Source organism: Allobosea sp. OK403, from assembly GCF_900113835.1.
In the GTDB taxonomy this organism is placed as follows: domain Bacteria; phylum Pseudomonadota; class Alphaproteobacteria; order Rhizobiales; family Beijerinckiaceae; genus Allobosea.
In genome coordinates, this window is sequence record NZ_FOQV01000003.1 from 169,275 (window position 1) to 193,479 (window position 24,205).

General features: G+C 66.1%; 22 protein-coding genes. 12 read left to right on the forward strand and 10 right to left on the reverse strand.

Features of this window, described 5'->3' with window-relative positions; genetic code table 11:
• Nucleotides 1-15 precede the first annotated feature (15 nt).
• On the forward strand, nucleotides 16-1,974 hold the full coding sequence (locus tag BMZ97_RS12145; protein WP_092169444.1) for a M23 family metallopeptidase: 1,959 nt from the start codon (nucleotides 16-18) through the stop codon (nucleotides 1,972-1,974).
• Between the two features lie 36 nt (nucleotides 1,975-2,010).
• Here the strand turns inward: BMZ97_RS12145 and mgtE are convergent, their stop codons facing one another.
• On the reverse strand, nucleotides 2,011-3,351 hold the full coding sequence (mgtE, locus tag BMZ97_RS12150) for a magnesium transporter (RefSeq protein WP_244546431.1): 1,341 nt from the start codon (nucleotides 3,349-3,351) through the stop codon (nucleotides 2,011-2,013).
• A 389-nt stretch (nucleotides 3,352-3,740) separates the two neighbouring features.
• Between mgtE and BMZ97_RS12155 the strand changes: the two genes are divergently transcribed.
• The 7 genes from BMZ97_RS12155 (at nucleotide 3,741) to BMZ97_RS12185 (ending at nucleotide 10,371) form a co-directional block, all read left to right on the forward strand.
• The gene (locus BMZ97_RS12155; protein ID WP_092169449.1) at nucleotides 3,741-4,403 is read left to right on the forward strand and encodes a glutathione S-transferase family protein; all 663 of its coding nucleotides are present in this window, start codon (nucleotides 3,741-3,743) and stop codon (nucleotides 4,401-4,403) included.
• Between the two features lie 200 nt (nucleotides 4,404-4,603).
• Nucleotides 4,604-5,539, forward strand: a complete 936-nt coding sequence (locus BMZ97_RS12160; RefSeq protein WP_244546374.1) for a DMT family transporter — start codon at nucleotides 4,604-4,606, stop codon at nucleotides 5,537-5,539.
• Nucleotides 5,540-5,676: 137 nt separating this feature from the next.
• Complete coding sequence (locus tag BMZ97_RS12165; RefSeq protein ID WP_092169452.1) at nucleotides 5,677-6,666, forward strand: LysR family transcriptional regulator; 990 nt, start codon at nucleotides 5,677-5,679, stop codon at nucleotides 6,664-6,666.
• Nucleotides 6,666-7,184, forward strand: coding sequence for a tripartite tricarboxylate transporter TctB family protein (locus tag BMZ97_RS12170; protein WP_092169454.1), 519 nt, complete (start codon nucleotides 6,666-6,668; stop codon nucleotides 7,182-7,184). The genes BMZ97_RS12165 and BMZ97_RS12170 overlap by 1 nt, the downstream gene beginning before the upstream one ends.
• 4 nt (nucleotides 7,185-7,188) lie before the next feature.
• A complete protein-coding gene (locus tag BMZ97_RS12175; protein ID WP_092169456.1) occupies nucleotides 7,189-8,688 on the forward strand; it encodes a tripartite tricarboxylate transporter permease in 1,500 nt (499 codons plus the stop codon).
• Nucleotides 8,689-8,753: 65 nt separating this feature from the next.
• Nucleotides 8,754-9,725 carry a tripartite tricarboxylate transporter substrate-binding protein gene (locus tag BMZ97_RS12180; protein ID WP_092169458.1) on the forward strand — a complete coding sequence of 324 codons (972 nt, stop codon included), beginning with the start codon at nucleotides 8,754-8,756 and terminating at the stop codon, nucleotides 9,723-9,725.
• Nucleotides 9,726-9,951: 226 nt separating this feature from the next.
• Nucleotides 9,952-10,371 carry a DUF1236 domain-containing protein gene (locus BMZ97_RS12185; protein ID WP_092169461.1) on the forward strand — a complete coding sequence of 140 codons (420 nt, stop codon included), beginning with the start codon at nucleotides 9,952-9,954 and terminating at the stop codon, nucleotides 10,369-10,371.
• 118 nt (nucleotides 10,372-10,489) lie between these two features.
• On the opposite strand, the gene upp is transcribed toward BMZ97_RS12185, so the two are convergent.
• The 6 genes from upp to BMZ97_RS12215 all read right to left on the reverse strand — a co-directional run bounded on the left by upp (nucleotide 10,490) and on the right by BMZ97_RS12215 (nucleotide 18,076).
• Nucleotides 10,490-11,131 (reverse strand): uracil phosphoribosyltransferase, encoded by a 642-nt coding sequence (gene upp / locus BMZ97_RS12190; protein ID WP_092169464.1) that lies wholly within the window; start codon nucleotides 11,129-11,131, stop codon nucleotides 10,490-10,492.
• 121 nt (nucleotides 11,132-11,252) lie between these two features.
• The gene (locus BMZ97_RS12195) at nucleotides 11,253-12,470 is read right to left on the reverse strand and encodes a URC4/urg3 family protein (protein ID WP_244546375.1); all 1,218 of its coding nucleotides are present in this window, start codon (nucleotides 12,468-12,470) and stop codon (nucleotides 11,253-11,255) included.
• A gap of 44 nt (nucleotides 12,471-12,514) precedes the next feature.
• Nucleotides 12,515-13,777 carry a GTP cyclohydrolase II gene (locus BMZ97_RS12200; RefSeq protein ID WP_092169470.1) on the reverse strand — a complete coding sequence of 421 codons (1,263 nt, stop codon included), beginning with the start codon at nucleotides 13,775-13,777 and terminating at the stop codon, nucleotides 12,515-12,517.
• Between the two features lie 248 nt (nucleotides 13,778-14,025).
• Nucleotides 14,026-14,187 carry a Thivi_2564 family membrane protein gene (locus BMZ97_RS31230; protein WP_092169472.1) on the reverse strand — a complete coding sequence of 54 codons (162 nt, stop codon included), beginning with the start codon at nucleotides 14,185-14,187 and terminating at the stop codon, nucleotides 14,026-14,028.
• A gap of 452 nt (nucleotides 14,188-14,639) precedes the next feature.
• Nucleotides 14,640-17,144, reverse strand: coding sequence for a glycine--tRNA ligase subunit beta (gene glyS / locus BMZ97_RS12210; protein ID WP_092169475.1), 2,505 nt, complete (start codon nucleotides 17,142-17,144; stop codon nucleotides 14,640-14,642).
• Complete coding sequence (locus BMZ97_RS12215; RefSeq protein ID WP_092171303.1) at nucleotides 17,144-18,076, reverse strand: glycine--tRNA ligase subunit alpha; 933 nt, start codon at nucleotides 18,074-18,076, stop codon at nucleotides 17,144-17,146. The genes glyS and BMZ97_RS12215 overlap by 1 nt, the downstream gene beginning before the upstream one ends.
• 325 nt (nucleotides 18,077-18,401) lie before the next feature.
• Here BMZ97_RS12215 and BMZ97_RS12220 point away from each other — a divergent pair, with 325 nt between their 5' ends.
• Both BMZ97_RS12220 and BMZ97_RS12225 read left to right on the forward strand, forming a co-directional pair.
• Nucleotides 18,402-18,707, forward strand: a complete 306-nt coding sequence (locus tag BMZ97_RS12220) for a hypothetical protein (RefSeq protein ID WP_092169477.1) — start codon at nucleotides 18,402-18,404, stop codon at nucleotides 18,705-18,707.
• 156 nt (nucleotides 18,708-18,863) lie between these two features.
• On the forward strand, nucleotides 18,864-19,184 hold the full coding sequence (locus BMZ97_RS12225) for a hypothetical protein (RefSeq protein WP_092169480.1): 321 nt from the start codon (nucleotides 18,864-18,866) through the stop codon (nucleotides 19,182-19,184).
• On the opposite strand, the gene BMZ97_RS12230 is transcribed toward BMZ97_RS12225, so the two are convergent.
• Together BMZ97_RS12230 and BMZ97_RS12235 are read right to left on the reverse strand one after the other, a co-directional pair.
• On the reverse strand, nucleotides 19,178-19,963 hold the full coding sequence (locus tag BMZ97_RS12230; protein WP_092169483.1) for a tRNA1(Val) (adenine(37)-N6)-methyltransferase: 786 nt from the start codon (nucleotides 19,961-19,963) through the stop codon (nucleotides 19,178-19,180). The genes BMZ97_RS12225 and BMZ97_RS12230 overlap by 7 nt on opposite strands.
• Nucleotides 19,956-20,180: a putative signal transducing protein gene (locus tag BMZ97_RS12235; RefSeq protein WP_092169484.1), complete on the reverse strand. Its 225-nt coding sequence runs from the start codon at nucleotides 20,178-20,180 to the stop codon at nucleotides 19,956-19,958. The genes BMZ97_RS12230 and BMZ97_RS12235 overlap by 8 nt, the downstream gene beginning before the upstream one ends.
• Nucleotides 20,181-20,333: 153 nt before the next feature.
• Here BMZ97_RS12235 and BMZ97_RS12240 point away from each other — a divergent pair, with 153 nt between their 5' ends.
• Both BMZ97_RS12240 and BMZ97_RS12245 read left to right on the forward strand, forming a co-directional pair.
• A complete protein-coding gene (locus BMZ97_RS12240; RefSeq protein WP_092169487.1) occupies nucleotides 20,334-21,374 on the forward strand; it encodes a polyprenyl synthetase family protein in 1,041 nt (346 codons plus the stop codon).
• Nucleotides 21,375-21,680: 306 nt separating this feature from the next.
• A complete protein-coding gene (locus tag BMZ97_RS12245) occupies nucleotides 21,681-23,003 on the forward strand; it encodes an MFS transporter (protein WP_092169490.1) in 1,323 nt (440 codons plus the stop codon).
• Between the two features lie 112 nt (nucleotides 23,004-23,115).
• On the opposite strand, the gene BMZ97_RS12250 is transcribed toward BMZ97_RS12245, so the two are convergent.
• The gene (locus tag BMZ97_RS12250; protein ID WP_092169492.1) at nucleotides 23,116-23,991 is read right to left on the reverse strand and encodes a 4-(cytidine 5'-diphospho)-2-C-methyl-D-erythritol kinase; all 876 of its coding nucleotides are present in this window, start codon (nucleotides 23,989-23,991) and stop codon (nucleotides 23,116-23,118) included.
• Nucleotides 23,992-24,205: the final 214 nt, after the last annotated feature.

Here is a 24,205-nt window from a genome sequence, read left to right on the forward strand (position 1 = left end):
TTAGATGAGAGCGGGATGGGCGGAGCCGAGTTGAACTTCCTCTACGACGACAGCGCCGAGCCTCTTGCCGATCCATTCGCCACCCCGGCTGGGTTGCCGGTTTCCGAGCACCGCTCGGTCAATTGGCGCTGGCTCTGCGCCTGCGCCTTAATCGGCCTGCTCGGCGCCGCCCTGATGGGCTCATCGCTTTATGTCTCCGAGGGCGACCACGTCACGGCGCAGCGGCCGGAAAAGGCCACGCCCGCGCATAATGACGAGACCGCGGTGGGCAAAGCGGCCCATAAGGGCGACAGCCTGGTCCAGCACAGCTTCGCGATCAGCACGACGCAGCATTTCCGCGCGCCATTGACGGAAACCTCGGCCGGGCGCGAGATCACCAAGGTGCATGCCTTCGCGCATGTCTCCGTCGCCCTGTCGCCGCTCCCCGTCGCCAATCTCGAGATTCCGGATTTCGATCCCGCCCGGCTGCTCGCCGGCTCGACGCGTGAGGCGCCGCCTCAGGATGCGACCGACCCCGCCGACGCGGATGTCTCGGTCACGCGCCGGGATCTCGCAGCGCTCGTCATCGCCCCCGACGCGCCGGGCCTGTCCGACGCCGCGATCGACGAGCAGATCGCCGAGATGGCCCGGCTCTCGGCCGGCTCGCCGCAATTGCCGCCCGATTATTCGAATCAGCGCATCCTGTCGCGCACGCTGCGCATGGTCGGCGAATCGGCCAGCGCCGAGGCCGATGCGGAAGATGCCGGCCGCTTCGGTTCGCTCGATGTCCGGATCATCCCCGAGAATGTCACAGATGTTTCAGCCGGCGCCGATAACCGCGAGCGCTTCGGCGATGTCGATATCGCACTCGAGCGCGGGCAGACGCTCGCCGCGGCGCTCGCCTCGAACGGTGCCTCCAGCGAACGCGTTGCCGCGATCCTTGCTGCGCTCGGCAAACGGGCCAGGGGCGATCTGCCCGATGGCCAGCATCTGCGCGTCACGATCGGCCCCGAGGCCGGCGAGCGCACGATCCAGCGCGTCACCCTGTTCGACGAGAGCGGCCCGCAGCAGGTCGTGGCCCTGGACGATCAGGGCCGCTTCGTCACCGTCGCCCTGCCCGCGCGCGGCCATGATGGCACCGAGGGCAAGACGGACGCGGATGACGAGGAGGACGACGGCAACAACGCCACGCTCTACCAGAGCGCCTATGCCAGCGCCTTGAAGAGCGATGTGCCGCGCGAGGTGATCGACGATGTCATCCGCGCCTTCGCCGCCGGCCTCGACCTCAAGCAGCATGCCGGCAGCGGAGACCGGCTGGAGCTGGTCTTCACCGACGACCAGCCCACACCGGCAAACCATCGCGAACTGCTCTATGCGGCGCTGTCCACCGGCGGTGAAACGCAGCAGATCTACCGCTATGTCTCATCGGAAACGGGCGAGCTCGACTATCTCGACGATGACGGCGTCTCGCTCAAGAAACTCTTGATGCGAAAGCCGGTGCAGGAGGGGCGGATCAGCTCGCCCTTCGGCATGCGCTACCACCCGATCCTGCACTATTCCCGGCTGCATAACGGCGTCGACTGGGCCGCCCCGCGCGGCACGCCGATCATGGCCGCAGGCGACGGCACGGTGACAGCTGCCGGGGTTCACTCCGGCTACGGCAACCGTGTCGAACTCGAGCACGCCAATGGCTATACCAGCGCCTACAACCACATGGCCAGCATCGCCCGCCGGATCAAGCCTGGCGCCTCCGTCCATATGGGCGAGATCATCGGTTATGTCGGGACGACGGGCCTCTCGACCGGCCCGCATGTCCATTACGAGGTCACCACGAACGGGCACTTCGTCGACCCCATGAAGGTGAAGCTGCCCAGCAGCCGCGCCCTTCAGGGCGCGGCGCTGGCCGAGTTCAAGGAGCACAAGAAGCAGGTCGACGATCTGCGCCACCATGTCGACGCGACCGTGGCGGTGGCACCGGGCGGGCATCCGACCTGATCACGGAGCCTCGCCCTTGCGCCTGCCATCGATGCGTCAGAGCAAGGTCCCGCTCAGGATCACCGCCGCCACGCCGAAATAGATCACCAGGCCGGTGACATCGACGAGCGTCGCCACAAAAGGCGCCGAGGCGCTGGCCGGGTCGAAGCCCAGCCGCTTCAGGACGAAGGGCAGCATCGAGCCCATTAGCGAGCCGAAAGTGACGATGCCGATCAACGCGCCGCCGACGGTTGCCGCGATCAGGGCCCAGTGCTCGCCGTAATTGTAGATGCCGAGCTTCTGCCAGAGCACGATGCGCGCGACGCCGATGGCGCCGAGGATGGCGCCCAGCGTCAACCCGGTCGGCAATTCGCGCAGTGCGACCCGCCACCAATCCTTCAGGCTGATCTCGCGCAAAGCGAGCGCCCGGATGATCAGCGAGGTCGCCTGCGAACCAGAATTGCCGCCCGAGCTCATGATCAGCGGAATGAACAGCGTCAGCACGATCGCCTTTTCGAGCTCGCCCTGGAAATACTGCATGGCCGAAGCCGTCAGCATCTCGCCGAGCAGCAGGATCGAAAGCCAGCCGGCGCGCTTGCGGATCATCCGTGCGAAACCGATCTCGTTATAGGGCTCGTCCAGCGCCTCCATGCCGCCGAGCTTCTGCACGTCCTCCGTCGTCTCCTCGATCATCGCGTCAATGACGTCGTCGACGGTGACGATGCCGATGACGCGATTGGCGGGATCGACAACGGGCACGGCGAGCAGATTGTATTTCGAGATCAGCCGGGCGACGTCCTCGCGATCCGTCGCCGGCGTGACGCTGATCGGCTTACGCGTCGGCACGACAGAGGTGACCACGGCATCGGAATCGCCGCTGATCAGCCGGCGCAGCGGCACCGCGCAGATGAGCGCGCCCGTCACCGAATCGAGCACATAGGTCGCGTAGACGGTCTCGCGCGAGCGCTCGACATGGCGGATATGGTCGAGCGTCTGCGCCACGGTCCAGTTCGCCGGCACGCTGACGAACTCGGTCGTCATGATCGAGCCCGCGCTGTGCTCGGGATAGGAAAGCAGCCGCGTCAGGGCCGAGCGCGTCTCCTGGTCGACCCGCGCGGTGAGGCGCTCGCGCACGGGCGCGTCGAGCACGCGGACGATGTCGGCGACGCGATCGGCCGACATGGCGGAGAGGAAAGCCGCTGCACGCTCATCGGTGAGGAGGGTGAGCGCGGCGGGCGCGTCGAACAGCTCGGGCTGGTCCAGGACCTCGACGGCGCGCTCGAAAGGCAGGGAGACGAGGACCTCGGCGATGGTCGCCGTATCCTGATCGTTCAGCGTCTCGACGATGTCGGCGATGTGTTCCTGCGCCAATGTGCAGGCCAGCGTCTTGGCCAGCAGATCCGGCGCTGCTGCGCCCCTGTCCTGCGCGACGATATCATTCACGGCTCTGTTCCTTGCGATCGGCCGTCATGGGCCGGTCGCAAGCGAGCCGGTTACCCGGTCAGGCGCGCGAGGCGGCGGCAGACGGCATCGACTGTCGGCTGGGACTGTCGGTTGGCATTGCGATTGGGGTTCCTGATTGCGGCCTTCCCCGAAGGTCCGGCGGCGTGGGCGAAGTGCACCCTGCGGCGACGCGCGTCAAATAAAATCTGCATAAGGATCGTGGTGTCGATGGCGCTTCGCCCTGGGGCGAATACCCCCCATTGCGCAGCAGCGATTGTTGGCCCGCGCGGCTCGCCCTAAGGTGCGCGCGCTGCCCTCAGCCCCTCTGCCGAAAGCCTCCGCGCATGTCCCTGACGATCTATGGCTGCTACCGCTCGCGCGCCTCGCGCAATATCTGGCTCGCCAACGAGCTTGGTCTCGCCTTCACCCATGTGCCGGTGATCCAGGCCTATCGCGTGCCCGATCCGCAGGCGCCGGACGCGCCGCTGCACACGCGCAGCGCCGACTTCCTCAAGGTCAATCCCAACGGCCATGTCCCGAGCATCGACGATGACGGCTTCAAGTTGCATGAATCGCTCGCGATCAACCTCTATCTGGCGCGCAAGCATGGCGGCCCACTCGCGCCCAAGGATGCGCAGGAGGAAGGGCTCGCCGTGATGTGGGCGCTCTGGGCCGCGACGGAATGCGAGACCCATGCACTGACTCTGCAGCAGCATCTCGCCGCCTTCCCGCCGGAGAAGCGCAAGCCCGAGGTCGCCGCCGCGGCGCTGGCCGCGCTCGCAGCCCCGTTCGCCGTGCTCGATCAGACGCTGGCGCAGGGCGGCGGCTTCGTCATGGGCAGGCGCTTCACGGTCGCCGACATCAACCTCGCCGAGGTCATCCGCTACGCCAAGCCAGCGACACAGCTCTTCGAGGCCGCCCCGCACGTCAAGGCCTGGCTCGAGGCCTGCCAGGCGCGTCCGGCCTTCACCGCGATGTGGCAGGCGCGCGACGCCGAAGCCGCATGATCGGAAAACGGGTGGCGGTCCCCTGCCGACGCGCCTAGATCACGTCGCATTCGGACGGTTCCGTCCGAATGCGACGTGATCGATTCCTAGAGTTGAGAGCATTGCTCCGGCGAAAAACCGGTACCCACTTTTTCGCGCAATGCTCTTGCCAGGACGCGACAAGGGAGCGCCAGTGCGCTCCTGCGGACAGGGTTTTCCAGATGACCACCGCCCCCGCCTCCTCCGGCCCCGTGATGGGCGCGCGTGAATGGCTCCTGCTCCTGGTGCTCTCCTTGCTCTGGGGCGGCTCCTTCTTCTTCGGCAAGATCGCGGTCGCGGAGTGGCCGCCTCTTGCCGTCGTCCTGTCCCGCGTCAGCCTGGCAGCGGCGGTGCTCTATCTTGTCTTGCGGCTGCGCGGGCTCGACATGGCGGTCGGCCGCCGGATGTGGCTTGCCTTCTTCGTCATGGGGTTGCTCAACAATCTCATTCCGTTCTGCCTGATCTTCTGGGGCCAGACCCAGCTCCAGAGCGGCGTCTCCGCGATCCTGAACGCCACCACGCCGGTCTTCGGCGTCATCGTCGCGCATCTGTTCGGCAGCCAGGAGAAGGCGACCCCGCTCAAGCTCGCCGGTGTGCTGGCTGGACTCGTTGGTGTCGGCATCCTGATGGGCCCCGATGCACTCAGCGGCCTGGGCGGCGCGCTCCTGCCGCAGCTCGCCTGCCTGGGCGCTGCCTTGTCCTATGGTTTCGCCGGACTTTATGGCCGGCGCTTTCGCGACACGCCGCCGCTGGTGACGGCGGCGGGCCAGCTCACCGCCACGACCGTGATGTCACTCCCGCTCGTCCTGATCTTCACCCCGCCCTGGAATCTGCCCACGCCGTCCTGGACAGCCGCGGCCGCGCTGGTCGGGCTCGCCTTGATCTCGACCGCGCTCGCCTATGTGATCTTCTTCCAGATCATGCGGCGGGCGGGCGGAAACAACGCCATGCTCGTCACCTTCCTGGTGCCGGTCAGCGCCATCATGCTGGGCGTCGGCCTGCTCGGGGAGACGCTGCTGCCGCGGCATCTCGCCGGCATGGCCGCGATCTTCGCCGGTCTCGCTTTGATTGACGGCCGGATTTTCCGGCGCAGGCCGCAATTCGGTGCGGCGCGCTGAGTGCCGCCCAGGCATTATTGCTGAAAGATTATGAATTCCTCTAGAGTCGCTTTCGCGACCAGAGCCGCTAGAGGCATGAGGATAGCGGCTGGAAGATATCGAAAAACGATACGCCAGAAGGGGAGCGGACGAACAGCATGGACGTCAGGCAACTGCGATGTTTCATCGCGGTGGCAGAGGAGTTGCACTTCGGTCGCGCAGCCGAACGGCTAGGACTCGCGCCACCCGCCCTTTCCCGCCAGATCAGCGCATTGGAAGATGGTCTCGGGGTCGCCCTGTTCACACGCACCACGCGCCAGGTCGCGATGACGCGCGCCGGGCTGATCATGCTCGAGGAGGCCAAGGGCATCCTCGTCAAGATGGAGCACGCCTCGCGCGCCGTGCGCGGCGCCTCGCTCGCCTCGGGCAAGGTCCTGCGCATCGGCGCGATCGACGCCGCCTCGTCGAGCTTCGTGCCCGAGGCGCTGGCCTATTTCCGCGAGCAGCATCCCGGCATCGAGATCAAGTTCGTGGAAGCGATGACGGCCCCGCTGATCCAGATGCTGGAGGCCGGCAAGCTCGATCTCGCGCTGACACGCCCGCCGCGCAAGCCGACCGACTGCGCCTTCGAGATCCTGCGCGTCGAGCGGCCGCTCGTCGTCCTGAACGAGCAGCACCCGCTGGCGGCGCGCGAACACCTGACGATGCTCGACCTCGTCGGCGAACCCTTCATCGTTCCCTCCAAGCGCAGCCGGCCCTTCGCCTATGATCTGGTGATGGCCTATTTCGAGAGCGTCGGGGCCGTGCCCAACGTCTCGATCGAGGCCACCGAAAAGCCGGCGATGATGTCGGCCGTGGCGGCTGGACTCGGCATGGCGCTGGCGCCCGACTGGGTCTCGCGCCTGAGCTTTCCCGGCGTCACGATGCGCCGCCTGCGCGGTGCGTTGCTCGACCCGCCGCCGCCCGGCGCGCTGGTCGGCGTCGCCTGGCGGCCGCAGCAGAAGCTCAGCCCGCGCGACGACTTCCTCGCGATCCTGCGCGAAAGCGTCACCCTGATCGACGAACGGCATGTTTTTCCGTTCGTCATATCGCCACCCAAAACGAAACGCACCGCCCGCGCCGGCGGGCCGCCCACCGGAGGAGCCTGATGAGTTTGAACCCTATTGAACAGGCGCAAGGCCTGCGCATTCGCTCGCAGCAGGACATGGCTGCCGGCCTGTTCATGGTCGTGCTTGGAGTCTTCGCCTTCCTCCTTTCCAGCGACCTGCCGCTCGGCAGCCTCCGCCAGATCGGGCCGGGCATGCTGCCGAAATCCTTCGCAGTGATCTGCGCCGGGCTTGGCGTCATGCTTTCGCTCGCCTCGCTGCGCTTCAACGGTGAGAAGCTGACGGGCTGGGCCTGGCGTGGCGTCTTCCTCGTGCTCGGCGGAGCCTGCCTGTTCGGGCTCGCCATCCGTGGCTTCGACATCGGCCCCATCCATATCCCGCAGCTCGGGCTGCTCGTCGCAGGGCCGCTGGTCATCCTCATCTCCGGCCTGGCCGCCGACGACATGAAATGGAAGGAGCTGATCATCTTCGCCATCGCGATGACGACCGCCTGCGCCCTGCTCTTCAAATACGCGCTCAGCCTGCCGATTCCGCTGGCGCCCTGGCTCCTGGGGATCTGACACGATGGACATGATCGCCAATCTCACGCTCGGCTTCGGCGTCGCGCTGTCCCTGCAGAATCTGGCCCTGTGCTTCGCCGGTTGCTTCATCGGCACGCTGATCGGCGTGCTGCCCGGCGTCGGGCCGATCGCCACCATCGCGATCCTGCTGCCGATCACCTTCGGTGTCGATCCCGTCGGCGCGCTGATCATGCTGGCCGGCATCTATTACGGCGCGCAATATGGCGGCTCGACCACTGCGATCCTGGTCAACATCCCGGGCGAGGCGACCTCCGTCGTCACCACGCTCGACGGCCACCAGATGGCCAAGCAGGGCCGCGCCGGCGTCGCACTCGGCGTCGCAGCGCTCGGCTCCTTCTTCGCCGGCTGCGTCGCGACCGTCTTCATCGCCGCACTCGGCGCGCCCCTGACCAAGCTCGCTTTGCTCTTCGGTCCGGCGGAATATTTCTCGCTGATGGTGATGGGCCTGTGCTTTGCCGTCGTGCTGGCGCGCGGCTCGATCCTCAAGGCCTTCTGCATGATCATGCTGGGCCTGCTGCTCTCGACGGTCGGCACCGATCTCGAAACCGGCCAGGAACGCCTGACCTTCGGCTTCCCACCCTTGTCTGATGGCATCGACTTCGCCGTGCTCGCCATGGGCGTCTTCGGCTTCGCCGAGGTGCTGCGCAACCTGGAGAACCCCGAGGCGCGCGACGTGGTGAAGGCCAAGATCGGTCGGCTGCTGCCGAACTGGAGCGAGATCAAGCAGTCGATCAACCCGGTGCTGCGCGGCACCTTCATCGGCGGCATCCTCGGCATCCTGCCGGGCAATGGCGCGGTGCTTGGCCCCTTCGCGAGCTACACGATCGAGAAGAAGATCGCCAAGGATCCCTCGCGCTTCGGGCGTGGTGCGATCGAAGGCGTCGCAGGTCCCGAATCGGCCAACAACGCCGGCGCGCAGACCGCCTTCATCCCGCTGCTCACGCTCGGCATTCCGCCCAACGCCGTGATGGCGCTGATGGTCGGCGCGATGACGATCCACGGCATCATTCCCGGCCCGCAGGTCATGACCAAGAACCCGGAGCTGTTCTGGGGCATGATCGCTTCGATGTGGATCGGCAATCTGATGCTGGTCATCATCAACCTGCCGCTGGTCGGCGTCTGGGTGAAGCTGCTGCAGGTGCCCTATCGCCTGATGTTCCCGGCGATCCTGATCTTCTGCTGCATCGGCATCTACTCGGTGAACAACCAGCCGGTGGACGTCGCCTTCACCGCGATGTTCGGCCTGTTCGGCTACCTCTTGATCAAGCTCGGCTTCGAGCCTGCGCCGATGCTGCTCGGCTTCGTTCTGGGCAAGCTGCTCGAGGAGAAGATGCGCCAGGCGCTGATCATCTCGCGCGGCTCGTTCATGACCTTCATCGAGCGGCCTATCTCGGCGGGCCTGCTGATCGTCGCCGTGGTGGTCCTGGCGATCGCGCTGCTGCCTTCGATCTCGAAGAAGCGCGACGAGGTCTTCGTCGAATGACGGGGTTGCTAGAGCGGCTCGTTCAATCCAGCGTCCATCAAAACATCTCAAGGGAGAGATCATCCATGAGGAAACTGACACTTGGCTTGGCGGCCGCGATCACCATCGCGTTCGCTGGCGGCGTCCAGGCGCAAACCTATCCGACGCGCCCGGTCACCATGATCGTGCCGTTCGCCGCCGGCGGGCCGACCGACATCATCGCGCGCATCGTCGCCGACCATATGTCGAAGACGCTCGGCCAGCAGTTGGTGATCGAAAACGTCGCCGGCGCCGGCGGCACCACCGGCATCGCCCGCGCGATCACGGCTGCGCCCGACGGCTACACCATCGCGATGGGGCATCTGGGCACGTTCTCGGCTGCGCCGGCGACCTATCCCGGCCTGAAATACGACCCGATCAACGGCATGCAGGCCATCGGCCTCGCTGGCGGCACGCCGATCCTGATCGTCGCCCGCAAGACTTTCGAGCCGAAGGACCTGAAGGAGTTCGTCACCTATGTGAAGGCGAACTCAGAGAAGGTGAACGAGGCCCATGCCGGCCTCGGCTCCGTCTCCTGGACGACCTGCACCCTGCTTAAGGCCCAGCTCGGCGTGCCGAAGATCAACGCCGTCGCCTATCGCGGCACCGGGCCGGCGCTGAACGATCTCGTCTCAGGCCAGGTCGACTTCATGTGCGACCAGATCGTCAGCGTCGCCGAACAGGTGAAGGCCGGCAACATCAAGGCCTATGCGATCGCCTCGAAGCAGCGCTCGCCGGCCCTGCCCGACGTTCCCACCACCGCGGAAGCCGGGCTGCCGGAGTACCAGATCGAGGCCTGGAACGGCATCGCCGGTCCCAAGGGCTTGCCCAAGGACGTCGTCGATCGTCTGGTCGCCGCGCTCGACAAGGCGCTGAACGACGAAGGCACCAAGAAGCGCCTGCTCGAACTGGGCACCGTGATGCCGACCGCCGAGGAACGCACCCCGGCTGGTTTCGCCGCCTTGATCAAGCGCGACGCCGACAGGCTCAGCCCAGCCTTGTCAGCCGCGCCGAAGTAACGGCCTCGAATAGGCAGGATATGGAGCGGCGGATCCCCGGATCCGCCGTTTTTCGTTTGTGTTCGCGGATCGACCACGCGATTTCGTGAGCGCCGCGACGCCTTGATATCATGGCGCTTTCGCCATTCCGGTTGCGGATATTCATATCTTGTTACCGCGATTTTCGGAACTCGCGCCAGCGCCAGCCCGTTTCCTTCCCGAACGTTCTCTTGGAAGGAGAAAAGCCATGTTCAAGAAACTTGTTCTTATCGCCGCGATCGCCGTCACTCCCGCAGTCGCTTTCGCACAGCAGAATCCGCAAGGCGCCCAGGGCGGCGCTGTCAGCGGCGGCGCCACCGGCGCGGTCGGCGGAGCGATCGTCGGCGGCCCGGTCGGCGCGGTTGTCGGCGGCGTCGGCGGCGCGGTGGTCGGCGCGATCATCGGCGACCAGACGCCTCGCTTCCGTCAATATGTCGTCGAGCAGCACGTGCCGTCCTACACCTATGAGGAACCGGTCGTCGTCGGCACAGTCCTGCCGTCGGATGGCGTGGTCTACCGCGAGGTGCCGCGCGAATATGGTGCGACCGACTATCGCTACACGGTCGTGAACCAGCGCCCTGTTCTGGTCGACCCGCGCACCCGCCGCATCGTGCAGGTCATCGAATAACGCATGATAGTGCGATCCGCCGGATGCTCGCGCCATTACCAGCCTGATCGTCATGCCGGATCGTCGGCCCGCCCCGGAAACGGGGCGGGCCATTTTCATGTCGCAGAGCCGTTTCGCCTTATCGCGTGCCGAACATCCGGTCGCCGGCATCGCCCAGGCCCGGCACGATATAGCCGTGCTCGTTCAGCTTCTCGTCGATCGCCGCCGTCCAGATGCGGACATCGGGATGGGCGCCGCGAAACCGTTCGATGCCTTCGGGCGCCGCCAGCAGGCAGACGAAGCGCAGATCCTTGGCGCCGCGCTCCTTCAACCGGTCGATCGCCGCGACCGCCGAATTGGCCGTCGCCAGCATCGGGTCCATCACCACCACCATGCGCTCGGCGATGTCGGAGGGGGCCTTGAAATAATACTCGACCGCCTGGAGCGTGTTGGGATCGCGATAGAGCCCGATATGGGCGACGCGAGCAGCGGGCACCAGTTCCAGCATGCCGTCGAGGAAGCCGACGCCGGCGCGCAGGATCGGCGCGAAAACCATCTTCTTGCCCGCGATGATCGGCTGCATCGATTTCGTCAGCGGCGTCTCGATCTCGGTCATCTCCATCGGCAGATCGCGCGTGACCTCGTAGCAGAGCAGCATGCCGATCTCGTTGAGGAGCTGGCGGAAGCTCTTGGTCGAGCGGTCCTTCTCGCGCATCAGCGTCAGCTTGTGCTGCACCAGCGGGTGGTCGACGACGGTGACGCCGTCCTGGCTTTTGGTCATTCCGTGTGCCCCTATTGCCTCGTCTCAAGCCGTCATTGCGAGCGTAGCGAAGCAATCCAGAGCGGCCGCGCGCTACGACTCCTGGATTGCTTCGCTACGCTCGCAATGACGGCTCCCTGGTTCAAAATACGGTGCCGTCGCTGATGATCGTCAAGGGCGGGCCGCCATCCCCGCGCTTCTCACGGGCGATGCGCCGGCCGGCCGCCCAGGTGCCGCCCTCCAGCACCTTCGCCAACGGCAGCTCCTCGGCCGTGCGCCCCAAGCGCTTGCGGATCAGCATTCCGATCTCGTCGAGCAGCGCCACGGTCAGCGCGCGCCATTCCACGACCAGCGCCGAGCCGACCTCATGGGCGCGCGTCGCATCGCTCTCGTCCTTCAGCGCGATCACGCCGCAATCGAGGAACAGCCCGCCATTGCGATATTCGGGCAGGCCGGTGAGGTCATCAATGTCGATCACCGCGATCCCGGCCCATTGCAAGGGCTCGATCAGCGAATAGGACAGCCATTGCGAGAGCTTGTGGAAGGGCACGAGCCCCGCCGTCGGTTCAGCTTGCGCGATCAGCGGATGCCGCCAGGTATCGCCCAGCGCGACGCCGGCGACCGTCAGGCGCGAGGGCCAGATGCCGCCGAAGGTGGAGAGAACCTCCGTCAGGATATGCCCGGCGCGCAATGTCCCGGTCTCGGCAGCGCTGACAAGCCGGTCGAACAGATCGCCGGGGCGCTCCAGGCCCTGACGCTCCAGCTCCTCGCCGAGACGATTCATCAAGGCCGCGCGGCCCTCGACCGCGAGCAGCGGATTGCCGGGGCCGGCCTGGAAGCCCTGCGCCAACGCCGCGCCATCGAGCCGCTTCAGCGCGGTCGCGTCGACACGCAGCGACTCAGCCGGATCACTGGAGAACAGGCCGGCCGCGAACATCTCGAGCGAGGCCAGCGCCAGCCCCTCGGATCGGCCGATAGACTGCCCCGAGACCGCGTCGCGATATCGCCAATCCGGCCCCGCCCCCGCATCCAGCAGCACACTGACCACGGCAAGATCATAGGCCGCGCGACCGCGCGCCCTGGCATCGGGAAAATGCGCGGTCAGGTCGAGCACGCTCCAGCGATTGACGCCGGCCAGGTTGAAATGCCGCCAGCGGGCGTGGAACGGGATGTCGAGCGTCGGGTAGTTCGCCTTGATCGTGTCGAGGACATAGTCGGCGCAGCCGTCGAGCCGCGTCGCATCGACGCTGAAATGCAGCAGCTTGCCGGCCAGGCCGAGCGCCAGCATCTCCTGCGCGCGGGCGCGGACGGCAGCAGGCTTGAGCAAGGCGCGGACGGCGTCGGTATTCTGCTCAGACATCGCGTTCTGGTTAGACATGGCGTTCTGGTTAGACATGGAGCGGCTCAGAACTTGTCGAGATCGCGGCCGACGGTCGCCTTCAGGGCGTTGTCACCGGGCGCGCCGTCGGGCGAGTAATAGCCCGCCGCCTTCTTGGCCTCGATCTCGACGGAGGCGTCGGGCGGCACAAGCTCGGGCGGGATCGCGACGCGCTCGCCGATCTCGATGCCGCTCTCGACCATGGCGTCGTATTTCATGTTCGACATCGACATCAGCCGGTCGATCCTGGTGACGCCGAGCCAGTGCAGCACGTCGGGCATCAATTGCTGGAAGCGGGCGTCCTGGACGCCGGCGACGCATTCGGTGCGCTCGAAATAGGTCGCGGCGGAATCGCCGCCCTCCTGGCGCTTGCGAGCATTGTAGACGAGGAATTTCGTGACCTCGCCCAGCGCCCGGCCCTCCTTGCGGTTATAGACGATCAGGCCGACGCCGCCGCCTTGCGCCTCCTTCACCGCCTCCTCGATGCCATGCACGAGGTAGGGCCGGCAGGTGCAGATGTCCGAGCCGAAGACGTCCGAGCCGTTGCACTCGTCATGGACGCGGCAGGCGACGCTGCGCTTGGGATCGGTGATCGCTGAGACTTCGCCGATGATGTAGCAGGTGATCGAGCCGATCGGCGGCAGGAAGACGCGCAGATCAGGCCGTGTCACCAGCTCCGGATACATGCCGCCGGTCTGCTCGAAGAGCGTGCGGCGCAAGTCCTGCTCGCTGGTGCCGAAGCGTTCGGCGATGCCCGGCAGATGCCAGACCGGGTCGATCGCGATCTTGGTGACGCTGATATCGCCGGATTTGTGCAGGATGTGCTCGTCGGGGCTGAGCCTGTGTCCTGCCATGGCGGCGAGGATTTCGGGCAAATTAAGCCTCGCCTTGGTGATGGCGATGGTCGGGCGGATGTCGATGCCCTCGCCGATCCACTGGCCGAAATCCTGCGCGACGCGATGGCCGAACGGGTCCATCGAGACGATCCGGCCAGGCGCAAACCATTGCGGCTGCGGCGGAATCTCGGCTGTCGGATAGGTGTTGGTCAGGTCCGGGCGCTGCGACGGGTTCATGGCGCGCGCCGAAATGGCGAGCGCGCGATAGACCGAATAGGAGCCGCCATGGGCGCCGATGACGTTGCGGTCTCCCGGCGCCGTGGTCGAGGCGATGACCGGGCCGCGTTCGGCCGGGCTCTCAGCGCCCCAATGGATGGGAAAGCGCGTCGCGGCGTTGCCGGGCTCGGGATGCGAGGTCAGGCGGATATGGGTCGTGCGGTTCTGCGAGTTCATCGCGGGTATCGCCCTGCAAATAGGAAAGGGCCCCGGGACGCTGACTGCGTCCGGGGCCCTCTGGACCTATGAAAATGTGGCTCAACGCGAGCGCGGCGTCAATCGGGGCCTCATTCCCGTCATCGCGAGGAGCGGAGCGACGAAGCAATCCAGAGCGGCAGAGCGCTTCAGCCTGGATTGCTTCGCGGAGCCTGTACTTGGGCTTGCCGAAGGCAAGACCCGGGTGCTCGCAATGACGATGTCGGTCCTCAGAAAATGGCGAGGTAGCGCAACAGCGAGATGATGCCGATGACGATGACGATGATCTGGACGACGTTCTTGATCTGCGCATCGAGCGGCAGCATGCGGACGAGATAGAGCACGAGGCCGATGACGAGCACCGTGATGAGCAGCGAAATCAGAATGGACATATGCGAAGTCCCTTGTCGCGGCCGGAAACTGGCCCCCCAGGGCCCGTGCCACGACGCATTCGCGCCACGTTAGCCCCATGACAGAACGTCGCAGTGTGGGAATAGGTTCCCGAGCGAATGGTGGAGCGCAGGCGCCAGCCTCGTCGCTACTAAACGAGACTTGCGTCCGGATGGGCGCCCCTCGAGGATGGGGTGGCCCAACTATACGAGCGTCTGAGGGAGCGGGGATAAGTTTTCTGATCCCCATCCTTCTCAGGCGCGGGGAACCCTCTCCTGTAAGGAGAGGGCAGGGTGAGGTGTCGGCCGTTGGCCGCGTTGGGCTCGCGTCAACAGCCGTGAGGTCTGCGCTTCATTGCTCCAGGGGCCGACACCTCATCCCTGCCCTTCTCCTTACAGGAGAAGGGTTCCCCGCGCCTTTTCGCCGCGAGGCGCGGAGCTCTCTTCCTCGCGCCCTATCCTGCGATACGCCCGAAATCCGCCACGGCGCGGGTCGCTTCGCGGAGCTGGTTGAGCAGCTTCAGGCGGTTGATGCGCAGCGCCGGGTCGGGATCGTTGACCGTGACCTGATCGAAGAAGGCGTCGACCGCCGGGCGCAATTCGGCCAGCGCCGCCATCGCGCCCTCATAATCTTCCTTCGCGACCGCAGCGGAGGCTGCCGGCGTCGCATTCGCCAGAGCGACGGCCAGCGCCTTCTCCTCGATCAGGCCGGCGCCCGCGATCAACTGAAGATCGGCAGCGCCAGCGAAGGCGCCCTCGCCGTCCTTCTTCTCCTCGGCCTTGAGGATGTTGGCGGCGCGCTTGTAGCCCGCGAGCAGGCTCTTGCCGTCCTGCGTTTCGAGGAAGCGGGCGAGCGCCGCGACGCGATGGGTGATGAGCAGGAGGTCGTCGGAACCGCCGCCCTGCCCCCTCTCCCCTTGCGGGAGAGGGTTGGGGTGAGGGGTCGCGCCGCCCTCTCCGGCTTGCGTCTGAAGAGCGTCGACATCGGAAGCGTCGCGCGCCCCCTCATCCGTCACGGCGCTGCGCGCCGCGCCACCTTCTCCCGCGAGGGGAGAAGGGGAACCACTGGCCCTGTTCAGCCAGTCGGGCAGCGTCGCTTCAATTCCTGGATGCGCCACACGCTCGCCGAGAACTGCATCAACGAGATCATGCCGAGCGCCAGTGTCACGCAGCGAAACTTTGAGTCGGTCGTGAAAGAAAGCGAGGAGATCAAAGCCAAGCTTGTGCCAAACGATGGTTCTAGCGTCACCTCGCGTCGTATCGGGACGCCACCCTATCATTTTATGGCTTAGAATCGGAACTGCGGCGGAGGTGAGTGCCTCAGACAGCGGCAGCCGCGCCCCATTCTCAACCACCAGCCGGATCACCCCCAGCGCCGCTCTCCGCAGCGCATAGGGGTCCTTGCTCCCGGTCGGCTTCTCGTCGATCGCCCAGAAGCCGACCAGCGTGTCGAGCTTGTCGGCGAGCGCAACCGCCACCGAAACCGGATCGGTCGGGACGCGGTCGGAGGGGCCGAGCGGCTTGTAATGCTCCTCGATAGCGGCGCAGACGCTGGGATGCTCGCCCTGGAGTTCCGCATATTTGCGGCCCATCAAACCCTGCAATTCCGGGAACTCGCCGACCATTTCGGTCGGCAGGTCGGCCTTGGCGAGCTTGGCTGCGCGCTCAGCGAGAGCGGGATCGGCCCCGACGATCGGCGCGAGTTCGCGCGCCAGCGCCGCGATGCGCTGGACGCGCTCGCCTTGCGTGCCGAGTTTTGCGTGGAAGACGACGCCGAGCTTGTCGAGCTTGGCCATGCGCTGATCGAGCGGCTTGGTGCGAAACTCTTTGAGACCTAGCTCCTCGGCGCTCTGAGCGAACGTCTCAAGGTCTGGCAGCGGCCCCTTGTCGGTCGCGAAGAAATAGGCGGCGTCGGAGAGGCGGGCGCGCACGACGCGCTCATTGCCGGCGGTGATGACCTTGCCGCCATCGCTGGCGACGAGATTCGCGGTCAGCAGGAAGCGGTTGGAAAGTGGGGCAGTGGGCAGTGGGCAGTCGGCAGTCGCAACATCGCCCGACTGCCGAGTGCCGATTGCCGACTGCCTCAGCACGAAGCATTTCTGGTTCGTTCGGATGGTGGCGCGGATCGCCTCGCCCGGAATCTCCAGGAAGCGCTCCTCGAAGGAGCCCATCAGCACCACCGGCCATTCGACGAGCCCCGCGACCTCCTCCAGCAGCCCTTCATCCTCGATCAGTTCGAGACCTTGCGCGAAGGCGAGCGTGCGGGCGTCGTTGAGGATGATCTCCTTGCGCCGGTCGACATCGAGCACGACCTTGGCCTTCTCCAGGCTCGGCACGTAATCGTCGAAACGCCTGGCCGTGATGGCGCCCGGCGCATGGAAGCGGTGGCCGTAAGTGATGTTGCCGGAGACGATGCCGTCAACCTCGAAGGGAACCACCTCAGGCTCCTCGGTCTCGGCCCCGAAGGTGCACAGAATGGAGTGCAGCGGGCGCACCCAGCGCAGGCTCGCACCGGCCGCGGAGGCAGCGCCCCAGCGCATCGATTTTGGCCAGGGGAAGCCGCGGATCACAGCGGGCACGATCTCGGCGATGGCCGCAACCGTCTCCTGGCCCGGCTTCTCGATGATGGCGACGTAGCTGTCGCCCTTCTTGGGATCGCTGATGATCGTCGCCTGATCGAGCGAGGAAAGCCCAGCCGCCTTGAGGAAGCCCTGGATCGCGGCCTCGGGCGCGCCGACGCGCGGACCCTTGCGCTCCTCGCGGACATCGCGGCCGCGCACCGGCAGGCCAGCAACATGGAGCGCGAGCCGGCGCGGCGTGGCGAAGGCTTTTGCGCCCTCATAGACAAGGCCGCGCTCGACCAGCGCATCGGTGACGAGCTTCTTGAGATCCTCGGCCGCCTTGCGCTGCATGCGGGCGGGGATCTCTTCGGAGAAGAGTTCGAGCAGGAGATCAGGCATCAGGGTCTGTACCCATTATCGATGGCGCTCCCGCCGGCGGTCTTCAGCCAGGCGGCGCCGCAGGCTTTCGCCAGTTCGCGGACACGCAGGATGTAGCTCTGGCGCTCGGTGACCGAGATCACGCCGCGCGCATCGAGCAGATTGAAGCTGTGGCCGGCCTTGAGGCACTGGTCATAGGCCGGCTGGACCATGAGATGGCGCTCGCCGCTCTCGCCCTTTTCGAGCAGGGCCCGGCATTCGGCCTCGGCCTCGGCGAAGCGCCGAAACAAAGCGGCCGTGTCGGCATGCTCGAAATTATAGCGCGAATATTCCTGCTCGGCCTGGAGGAAGACCTCGCGATAGGTGACCTTCTCGTCCCCTTCGAGCCCGTTGAAATTGAGCTCCATGATGCTCTCGACATTCTGCAGATAGCAGGCGAGGCGCTCGAGGCCGTAGGTCAGCTCGCCCGAGACGGGCGCGCATTCGATGCCGGCGACCTGCTGGAAATAGGTGAACTGGCTCACCTCCATGCCGTCGCACCAGCATTCCCAGCCCAGCCCCCAGGCGCCGAGCGTCGGGTTCTCCCAATCATCCTCGACGAAGCGGATATCGTGCAGCTTCATGTCGATGCCGATCGCCTCGAGCGACTGCAGGTAGAGCTCCTGCAGGTTCGGCGGGTTCGGCTTCAGGATGACCTGGAACTGGTAGTAATGCTGCAGCCGGTTCGGGTTCTCGCCATAGCGGCCATCCTTGGGCCGGCGCGAGGGCTGAACATAAGCCGCGCGCCAGGGCCTCGGCCCGAGCGAGCGCAGCATCGTGCCGGGATGGGAGGTGCCGGCGCCGACCTCCATGTCATAGGGCTGGAGGATGACGCAGCCGCGCTCGGCCCAAAAGCGCTGCAGGGTCAGCAGCAGCCCCTGGAAGGAGCGGGTCGGGTTCATCGCATCGGGCAGAGTGGCAGAAACAGCCAAGGCTTGGGCCTTCCGAAAGATCGTGGATCGGCGCGTGCATAGACCATGATCCGGGAAAGTGGAATGCGGTTTTCGAGCGGGCTTTGACCTAACTCATTGGCGAAAGACGGATTCGCGGGCTAAAATTGTTTGGTTTAAACCGATCTGGCCGTTGAATCCGTTGCGCCGCCCCCGCATGGCGCGGGAACCTCGACAGACAGCTTTCGTTCATGCAGCAGGAGCTAGGATTTTTTCGCCCGTAGGGTTCGCGGCGCTCGGGGCGAGCGCTTGATGCCGAACCGGCGGGCTCGTTTGGTAGGAGAAGCCCATGCCGTCATCCCGTATCGTCGCTGCGCTGTTCGGCGCGCTTGGCCTCATCGTCGCAGCCTTCACGGTCGCACCGGCGATGGCCGCTCCTGTATCGGCAGGCACGGCGCAAACCTTGCCGTCGCAAACTCTGCCGTCGCAAGGGGATCTCGTCCAGCAGGCGCAGTACTATTACGGCCCGCGCCGCTATTATGGACCGCGCCGCTTCTACGGCCGCCCCGTATATCGTCCGCGCTGCTTCTTCGCCAACAGGCGCGTCTGGACCGGTTATGGCTGGGTCATCCGCCCGGTGCGCGTCTGTCGCTGAGCCGCCGAAATGTGGCCGTTCTCCGGCCGCAGGATGAAAACAGGCTGAACGACGCAGTTTTGTGCCGTTCAGCTCCAACGCAGTACCCTTTCATTCGAAGACGGCGACCGACCATGCGGCAGGGGCTGCAGGCGCCGAGTTGAAGAGGATCGGATCATGTTTCGCAAACTCGCATTCGGTATCGCGACGGCGGCCACGCTCGGTGGCCTGTCCTTCGCAGCCGCCCCGGCCATGGCGGCCCCCATCGCGGCCGGAGCCGTCCAGCCCGCTTTGGCTGGGACCGCCGAGGTCGATGGCGCCCAGATCCAGCAGGCGCAGTATTATTACGGCCCGCGCCGCTATTACGGACCGCGCCGCTACTACGGACCGCCGCGCTATTACGGACCTCGGCGCTATTACGGCCCGCGCTTCTACGGCCCGCCGGTCTTTGCGCCGCCGCCGCCGCCGGTCTTTTACGGCCCGCGCTACTTCTACTGATCGCGGCTGCCTAGCATCGAATATCCGCGATGCAGGGCTTCGCTCGCTTCGGTGAAGCCACCCTCGGGACGATTGAGAATGAAAGCCGGCAGCAACGCTGCCGGCTTTTTGCTGTTCAGCACGGCCGTGACGAGGACACGCACGGCCGGCCTGTCGGCCAGCGCATGAATCGGCTGGATTTCCAACCCGCCGAAGCCCGTCGCGAGCCCAGCCAGGATCTCGGCCAGCGCCTCGGCGCGATGGATGATCGCGATCCGCCCGCCAGGCCGGAGCAAACGGCGCGCGGCCTTCAGCCAGTCGCTCAAGCCGCCCTCGACGATATGGGCGGCGCGCCGATTCGGCACCGGCGAGGCCTTCGTCTCCCGCGCCGCATAGAAGGGCGGGTTCATCGCGACGCAGGCGAAGCTCGCCGGGATCAGGCCGGCCTCGGTCACGGCGGCTGCCGGGGCGGCGATATCCAGAGCCAGCGCCGCGACGCGGTCATCGAGGCCATTGCGGGCGATGTTGGCGCGCGCCAGGGCCGCAAGCTCCGGATCGCGCTCGGCCAGCACCACCCGTAGCTGAGGCTGCGCCAGGGCGGCAGCAAGCCCGACCGTGCCGACGCCCGCGCCCATGTCGAGCAGAGGCCCCTCGCCCAGCTCAGGCAAGGCCGCCGCGAGCAGGATCGCGTCGCTGCCGGCGCGATGACCCTTTTTCGGCTGGCGCAGGATCAGGCGGCCATCGAGCAGGCGATCCTCGCCGATTTCGCCGAGCGCCAAGGCCGATTGCGATTCAGTCATCGCGCAATTCCGCTCCGAAGCCGGCCTCGACCAGCAGCGCCCGCGCCCGCATCTTGTCGGCCTCGCGTACCAGGAGCCGGCGCGGGAAGGCGCCGATCATGCCTTCCAGCGCGCTGATATGCTGATCGGCGATCAGGCAATCGAGATTGGCCGAAGCCAGCAGCGCCTCGATGGCTCCGAGCAGGACGATATCGTTGGTGCGGACCAGTTCATGCATGGGCGCATGGAGCCGAAGCCGAGGCCCGTACGCAAGCCCTCGCTTGCGCAGGTGCGGCGTCATTACCGAATTGCGGGGGCTGGTCACCCATGCGACGGTTGTGGCAAGGCATCAGCGCGCCGCGATCTGCGCAAGTCGGCCGGAGTGATTGAGATGGGCGTCGTCGTTGCGTTCGAGGACAAGGAATCGGGCCAAGGACCCGGCCAAGATGCGGGCAAGGCCCGGATCGAGACCCTGGTCGGCCTGACCAGCACCGATATGGAGCGCGTCAATGCGATGATCCTGTCGCGCACCGGCTCCGACGTCACCATGATCCCGGAGGTCGCTAACCACCTGATCTCGTCAGGTGGCAAGCGCCTGCGCCCGATGCTGACGCTGGCGACGGCGGCGCTGTGCGGCTATCGCGGCGAAGGCCATGTCAAGCTCGCGGCCTCGGTCGAGTTCATGCACACAGCGACGCTGCTGCATGACGATGTCGTCGACCAGAGCGACATGCGCCGCGGCAAGCTCGCCGCCCGCATGCTCTGGGGCAATGAGGCGAGCGTGCTCGTCGGCGATTTCCTGCTCGGCCAAGCCTTCAAGATGATGGTCGAGGTCGGCTCGCTGCGCGCCCTCGACATCCTCTCCACCGCCGCCGCCGTGATCGCCGAGGGCGAGGTGCTGCAGCTTTCCGTCGCCAAGAACACCGAGACGACCGAGGACGAGTACCTCGCCGTGATTCGCGGCAAGACGGCGGAGCTCTTCGCCGCCGCCTGCGAGGTCGGCCCTGTCATCGCCGAGGCCGGCAAGGCCAATGCCGCCGCCTGCCGCAGCTACGGCCTCAATCTCGGTATCGCCTTCCAGCTTATCGACGATGCGCTCGATTATGGCGGCGTCGCCTCCAAGCTCGGCAAGAACACCGGCGACGATTTCCGCGAGGGCAAGATCACCTTGCCGGTGGTGCTCTCCTTCCGGCGCGGCACCGACACCGAGCGCGCCTTCTGGCGCCGCACGCTCCAGAACGGCGAGGTCAACGAGGGCGATCTCGAAGAGGCCCAAAGCATCATGCGTCGCCATCGCGCCCTCGACGACACGATCGAGCGCGCCGAGCATTACGCCAAGATGGCCAAGGACGCGCTCGGGCTGTTCCCCGCCTCCCCGATGAAGCAAGCGCTAAACGAGACCGTCGATTTCTGCGTTTCGCGGGCGCACTGAAACACCTTTGCTGCGATACAGCGCCAGAGCGAATACCGTCTGACGCTGTAAGGCTTTGATTCTGCATCGGCTTGTCCCGAAAACCGGTTCCCACTTTTCGGGCCGATGCTCGCTTTGATCCTGCATCGGCTCGCCCCGAAAACCGGTTCCCACTTTTCGGGCCGATGCTCGCTTTGATCCTGCATCGGCTGGTCCCGAAAACCGGTTCCCACTTTTCGGGCCGATGCTCTGGCTGAAAGAGGCTTCCACAGCCGCCTGGACAGGCCTAGGCTGCCTGCTACGGCGCAAGAAAGCGTGGAGCAGGCCATGACGACAGCATCGGATCGCCAGTCGAAGATCGGAGCTGTCATTCGTGTATCGAGTGGCAATTTCCTCGAAATGTACGATTTCTTCGTCTTCGGCTATTACGCCGCGGCGATCGGCAAGGCTTTCTTCCCGTCAGGCAGTGAGTTCGCCCAATTGATGGCGGCGCTGATGACCTTCGGCGCCGGCTTCCTGATGCGGCCGCTCGGCGCCATCGTGCTCGGCACCTATATCGACCACCATGGCCGCCGCGCCGGACTTCTCCTCACACTCGGGCTGATGGCCTTCGGCACGCTCACCATCGCGCTGGTGCCGACCTATGCGACGATCGGCCTCTTGGCGCCGGTCATCGTCGTGATCGGCCGATTGGTGCAGGGGTTTTCGGCGGGCGTCGAGCTTGGCGGCGTCTCCGTCTATCTGTCTGAGATCGCGACACCTGGAAACAAGGGTTTCTATGTCAGCTGGCAGTCCGGCAGCCAGCAGGTCGCGGTGATCTTCGTGGCGCTGCTCGGTGTCTGGCTCAGCACCATCCTGCCGCCGGACGAGATGACGGCCTGGGGCTGGCGCATCCCGTTCCTGGTCGGTTGCCTGATCGTGCCGCTGATCTTCCTGCTGCGCCGCTCGATGCAGGAGACCGAGGAGTTCGAGGAGCGGCGCAAGAGCGCCTCCCACCCCTCCCCGCGCGAGATCCTGCGCTCGCTCGTCCAGAACTGGCAGAGCGTGATCATCGGCATGCTGCTGGTGACGATGACGACGGTGTCGTTCTATTTCATCACGGCCTACACGCCGACCTTCGGGCGCGAGGTTCTCAAGCTGACGGGCCTCGACGCCTTGCTGGTGACGGTCTGCGTCGGCCTGTCCAACCTATTCTGGCTGCCGGTGATGGGCGCGCTCTCCGACCGAATCGGCCGCAAGCCGCTGCTCTTCACCTTTACCCTGCTGATGTTCGTCAGCGCCTATCCCGCCCTGTCCTGGCTGGTCTCCGCGCCTTCCTTCTCCAGGCTGCTGATCGTCGAGCTCTGGTTGTCGTTCATCTATGGCAGCTATAACGGCGCCATGGTGGTGGCGCTGACCGAGATCATCCCGGTAAAGTTGCGCACGACCGGCTTCTCCGTCGCCTACAGCCTGGCGACGGCGCTGTTCGGCGGCTTCACGCCTGCGGTCAGCACCTATCTGATCGAGGTCACCGGCAACCGGGCCGTCGCCGGGCTCTGGCTGATGTTCGCCGCCGCCTGCGGCTTCGTGGCGACTTGGCTGGCTTATCGGCAGCGCCCGCAGGTCACGGTTGAGGCCGTGAGCCGCGCCGGATTGTCGCCCGGCGGCTAGAGCGTTTTCGAGCGAAGTGGATACCGGTTCGCGTGAAGAAAACGCGTTAAAACAAGAAAGGAGCTATTGAACGATCCAATCGGATCGGAAACTGCTCTGCGCTACACCGCCGTCAACGCAGCACTGTCGGCTTGACCCACCAGCCCGGGCGGCTCCTCTGCAGCGCCTTGGCCGCGGCGGCGCTGGCCCGGCAATCATCGAACAGGGCAAAGCAGGTCGCGCCCGAGCCCGACATGCGGGCGAGCCGGCAGCCGGGCAAGGCCGCCAGCCCGGCAAGCACCTCCCCGAGAATCGGAGCCGCGCGTCGCGCCGGCGCTTCGAGGTCGTTGCCGCTGGCGCCCAGCAAGGCAACCAACGCGTCGACGGAAGGCTGCACGAGATCCGGCATGGCGCCGGCAGGCGACAAGTCCTGCCCCCGTTGCAGCCCCAGCTCGCGAAACACCGCCGCCGTCTCGACCGGCACGCCCGGATTGACCAGCACGGCGAAGAGCGGCGGCAGGCGCAAGGGCCCGCCCAGGCGTTCGCCGATGCCGGCCATCATCCGTGCCCGCGAATCGAGGCAAACAGGCACATCGGCCCCGACCCTGGCTGCTGCACGCAGCAAAGCCGGCTCGCCGCGCGACATTCCGTTCAAGCGCGCCAGCAGGCGCAGCGCGCCCGCCGCATCGGCCGAGCCGCCGCCGATGCCCGAGGCGACGGGCAGGCGCTTGACGAGATGGAAGCGGCCCCAGCGCAGCGGGCCTGCTTCATCGGCAAGCGCGCGGGCGGCGCGCAGGACGAGGTTGCGCTCATCGGTTTCGAGCCCGCTGCCAAGCGGACCGCCAATGCTCAGGCCGAGCTCCGGCCCGGGGGCGAGCGTCAGTTCATCGCCGACGCCGGCGAAGGCGACCAGGCTTTCGAGCTCGTGATAGCCGTCAGCGCGCCGGCCGAGCACCTTCAGGCTCAGATTGACCTTGGCGCGGGCACGGGTCGTCAGCGGGGCGAGCATGCAAAAGGGCCGGTCGTTGCAGATGGAAGCACACCGTCATTCCGGGGCAGGCCGCAGGCCTGAGCCCGGAACCCAGAACCGATGCGGGTCTTCGTAAAGGGCCGAGCGCGTTACCTACCCCCGACCGCGGTTCTGGGTTCCGGGCTCTTCGCGGAGTTTATCCTTGGGCCGACCAAAGGTCGGACCCGAGGGCGAAGCCCCGGAATGACGGAGC

Bases quoted from the DNA above. Each gene is read 5' to 3' on its own strand.
- BMZ97_RS12155 (WP_092169449.1), top strand. From the start codon at position 3,741: ATGTCCCTGACGATCTATGGCTGCTACCGCTCGCGCGCCTCGCGCAAT.
- BMZ97_RS31230 (WP_092169472.1), bottom strand. From the start codon at position 14,187: ATGTCCATTCTGATTTCGCTGCTCATCACGGTGCTCGTCATCGGCCTC.
- BMZ97_RS12200 (WP_092169470.1), bottom strand. From the start codon at position 13,777: ATGAACTCGCAGAACCGCACGACCCATATCCGCCTGACCTCGCATCCC.
- BMZ97_RS12230 (WP_092169483.1), bottom strand. From the start codon at position 19,963: ATGACTGAATCGCAATCGGCCTTGGCGCTCGGCGAAATCGGCGAGGAT.
- upp (WP_092169464.1), bottom strand. From the start codon at position 11,131: ATGACCAAAAGCCAGGACGGCGTCACCGTCGTCGACCACCCGCTGGTG.
- BMZ97_RS12240 (WP_092169487.1), top strand. From the start codon at position 20,334: ATGGGCGTCGTCGTTGCGTTCGAGGACAAGGAATCGGGCCAAGGACCC.
- BMZ97_RS12160 (WP_244546374.1), top strand. From the start codon at position 4,604: ATGACCACCGCCCCCGCCTCCTCCGGCCCCGTGATGGGCGCGCGTGAA.
- glyS (WP_092169475.1), bottom strand. From the start codon at position 17,144: ATGCCTGATCTCCTGCTCGAACTCTTCTCCGAAGAGATCCCCGCCCGC.
- BMZ97_RS12175 (WP_092169456.1), top strand. From the start codon at position 7,189: ATGGACATGATCGCCAATCTCACGCTCGGCTTCGGCGTCGCGCTGTCC.
- BMZ97_RS12180 (WP_092169458.1), top strand. From the start codon at position 8,754: ATGAGGAAACTGACACTTGGCTTGGCGGCCGCGATCACCATCGCGTTC.
- BMZ97_RS12245 (WP_092169490.1), top strand. From the start codon at position 21,681: ATGACGACAGCATCGGATCGCCAGTCGAAGATCGGAGCTGTCATTCGT.
- BMZ97_RS12250 (WP_092169492.1), bottom strand. From the start codon at position 23,991: ATGCTCGCCCCGCTGACGACCCGTGCCCGCGCCAAGGTCAATCTGAGC.
- BMZ97_RS12220 (WP_092169477.1), top strand. From the start codon at position 18,402: ATGCCGTCATCCCGTATCGTCGCTGCGCTGTTCGGCGCGCTTGGCCTC.
- BMZ97_RS12185 (WP_092169461.1), top strand. From the start codon at position 9,952: ATGTTCAAGAAACTTGTTCTTATCGCCGCGATCGCCGTCACTCCCGCA.
- BMZ97_RS12170 (WP_092169454.1), top strand. From the start codon at position 6,666: ATGAGTTTGAACCCTATTGAACAGGCGCAAGGCCTGCGCATTCGCTCG.
- BMZ97_RS12165 (WP_092169452.1), top strand. From the start codon at position 5,677: ATGGACGTCAGGCAACTGCGATGTTTCATCGCGGTGGCAGAGGAGTTG.
- BMZ97_RS12235 (WP_092169484.1), bottom strand. From the start codon at position 20,180: ATGCATGAACTGGTCCGCACCAACGATATCGTCCTGCTCGGAGCCATC.
- BMZ97_RS12145 (WP_092169444.1), top strand. From the start codon at position 16: ATGGGCGGAGCCGAGTTGAACTTCCTCTACGACGACAGCGCCGAGCCT.
- BMZ97_RS12225 (WP_092169480.1), top strand. From the start codon at position 18,864: ATGTTTCGCAAACTCGCATTCGGTATCGCGACGGCGGCCACGCTCGGT.
- BMZ97_RS12195 (WP_244546375.1), bottom strand. From the start codon at position 12,470: ATGTCTGAGCAGAATACCGACGCCGTCCGCGCCTTGCTCAAGCCTGCT.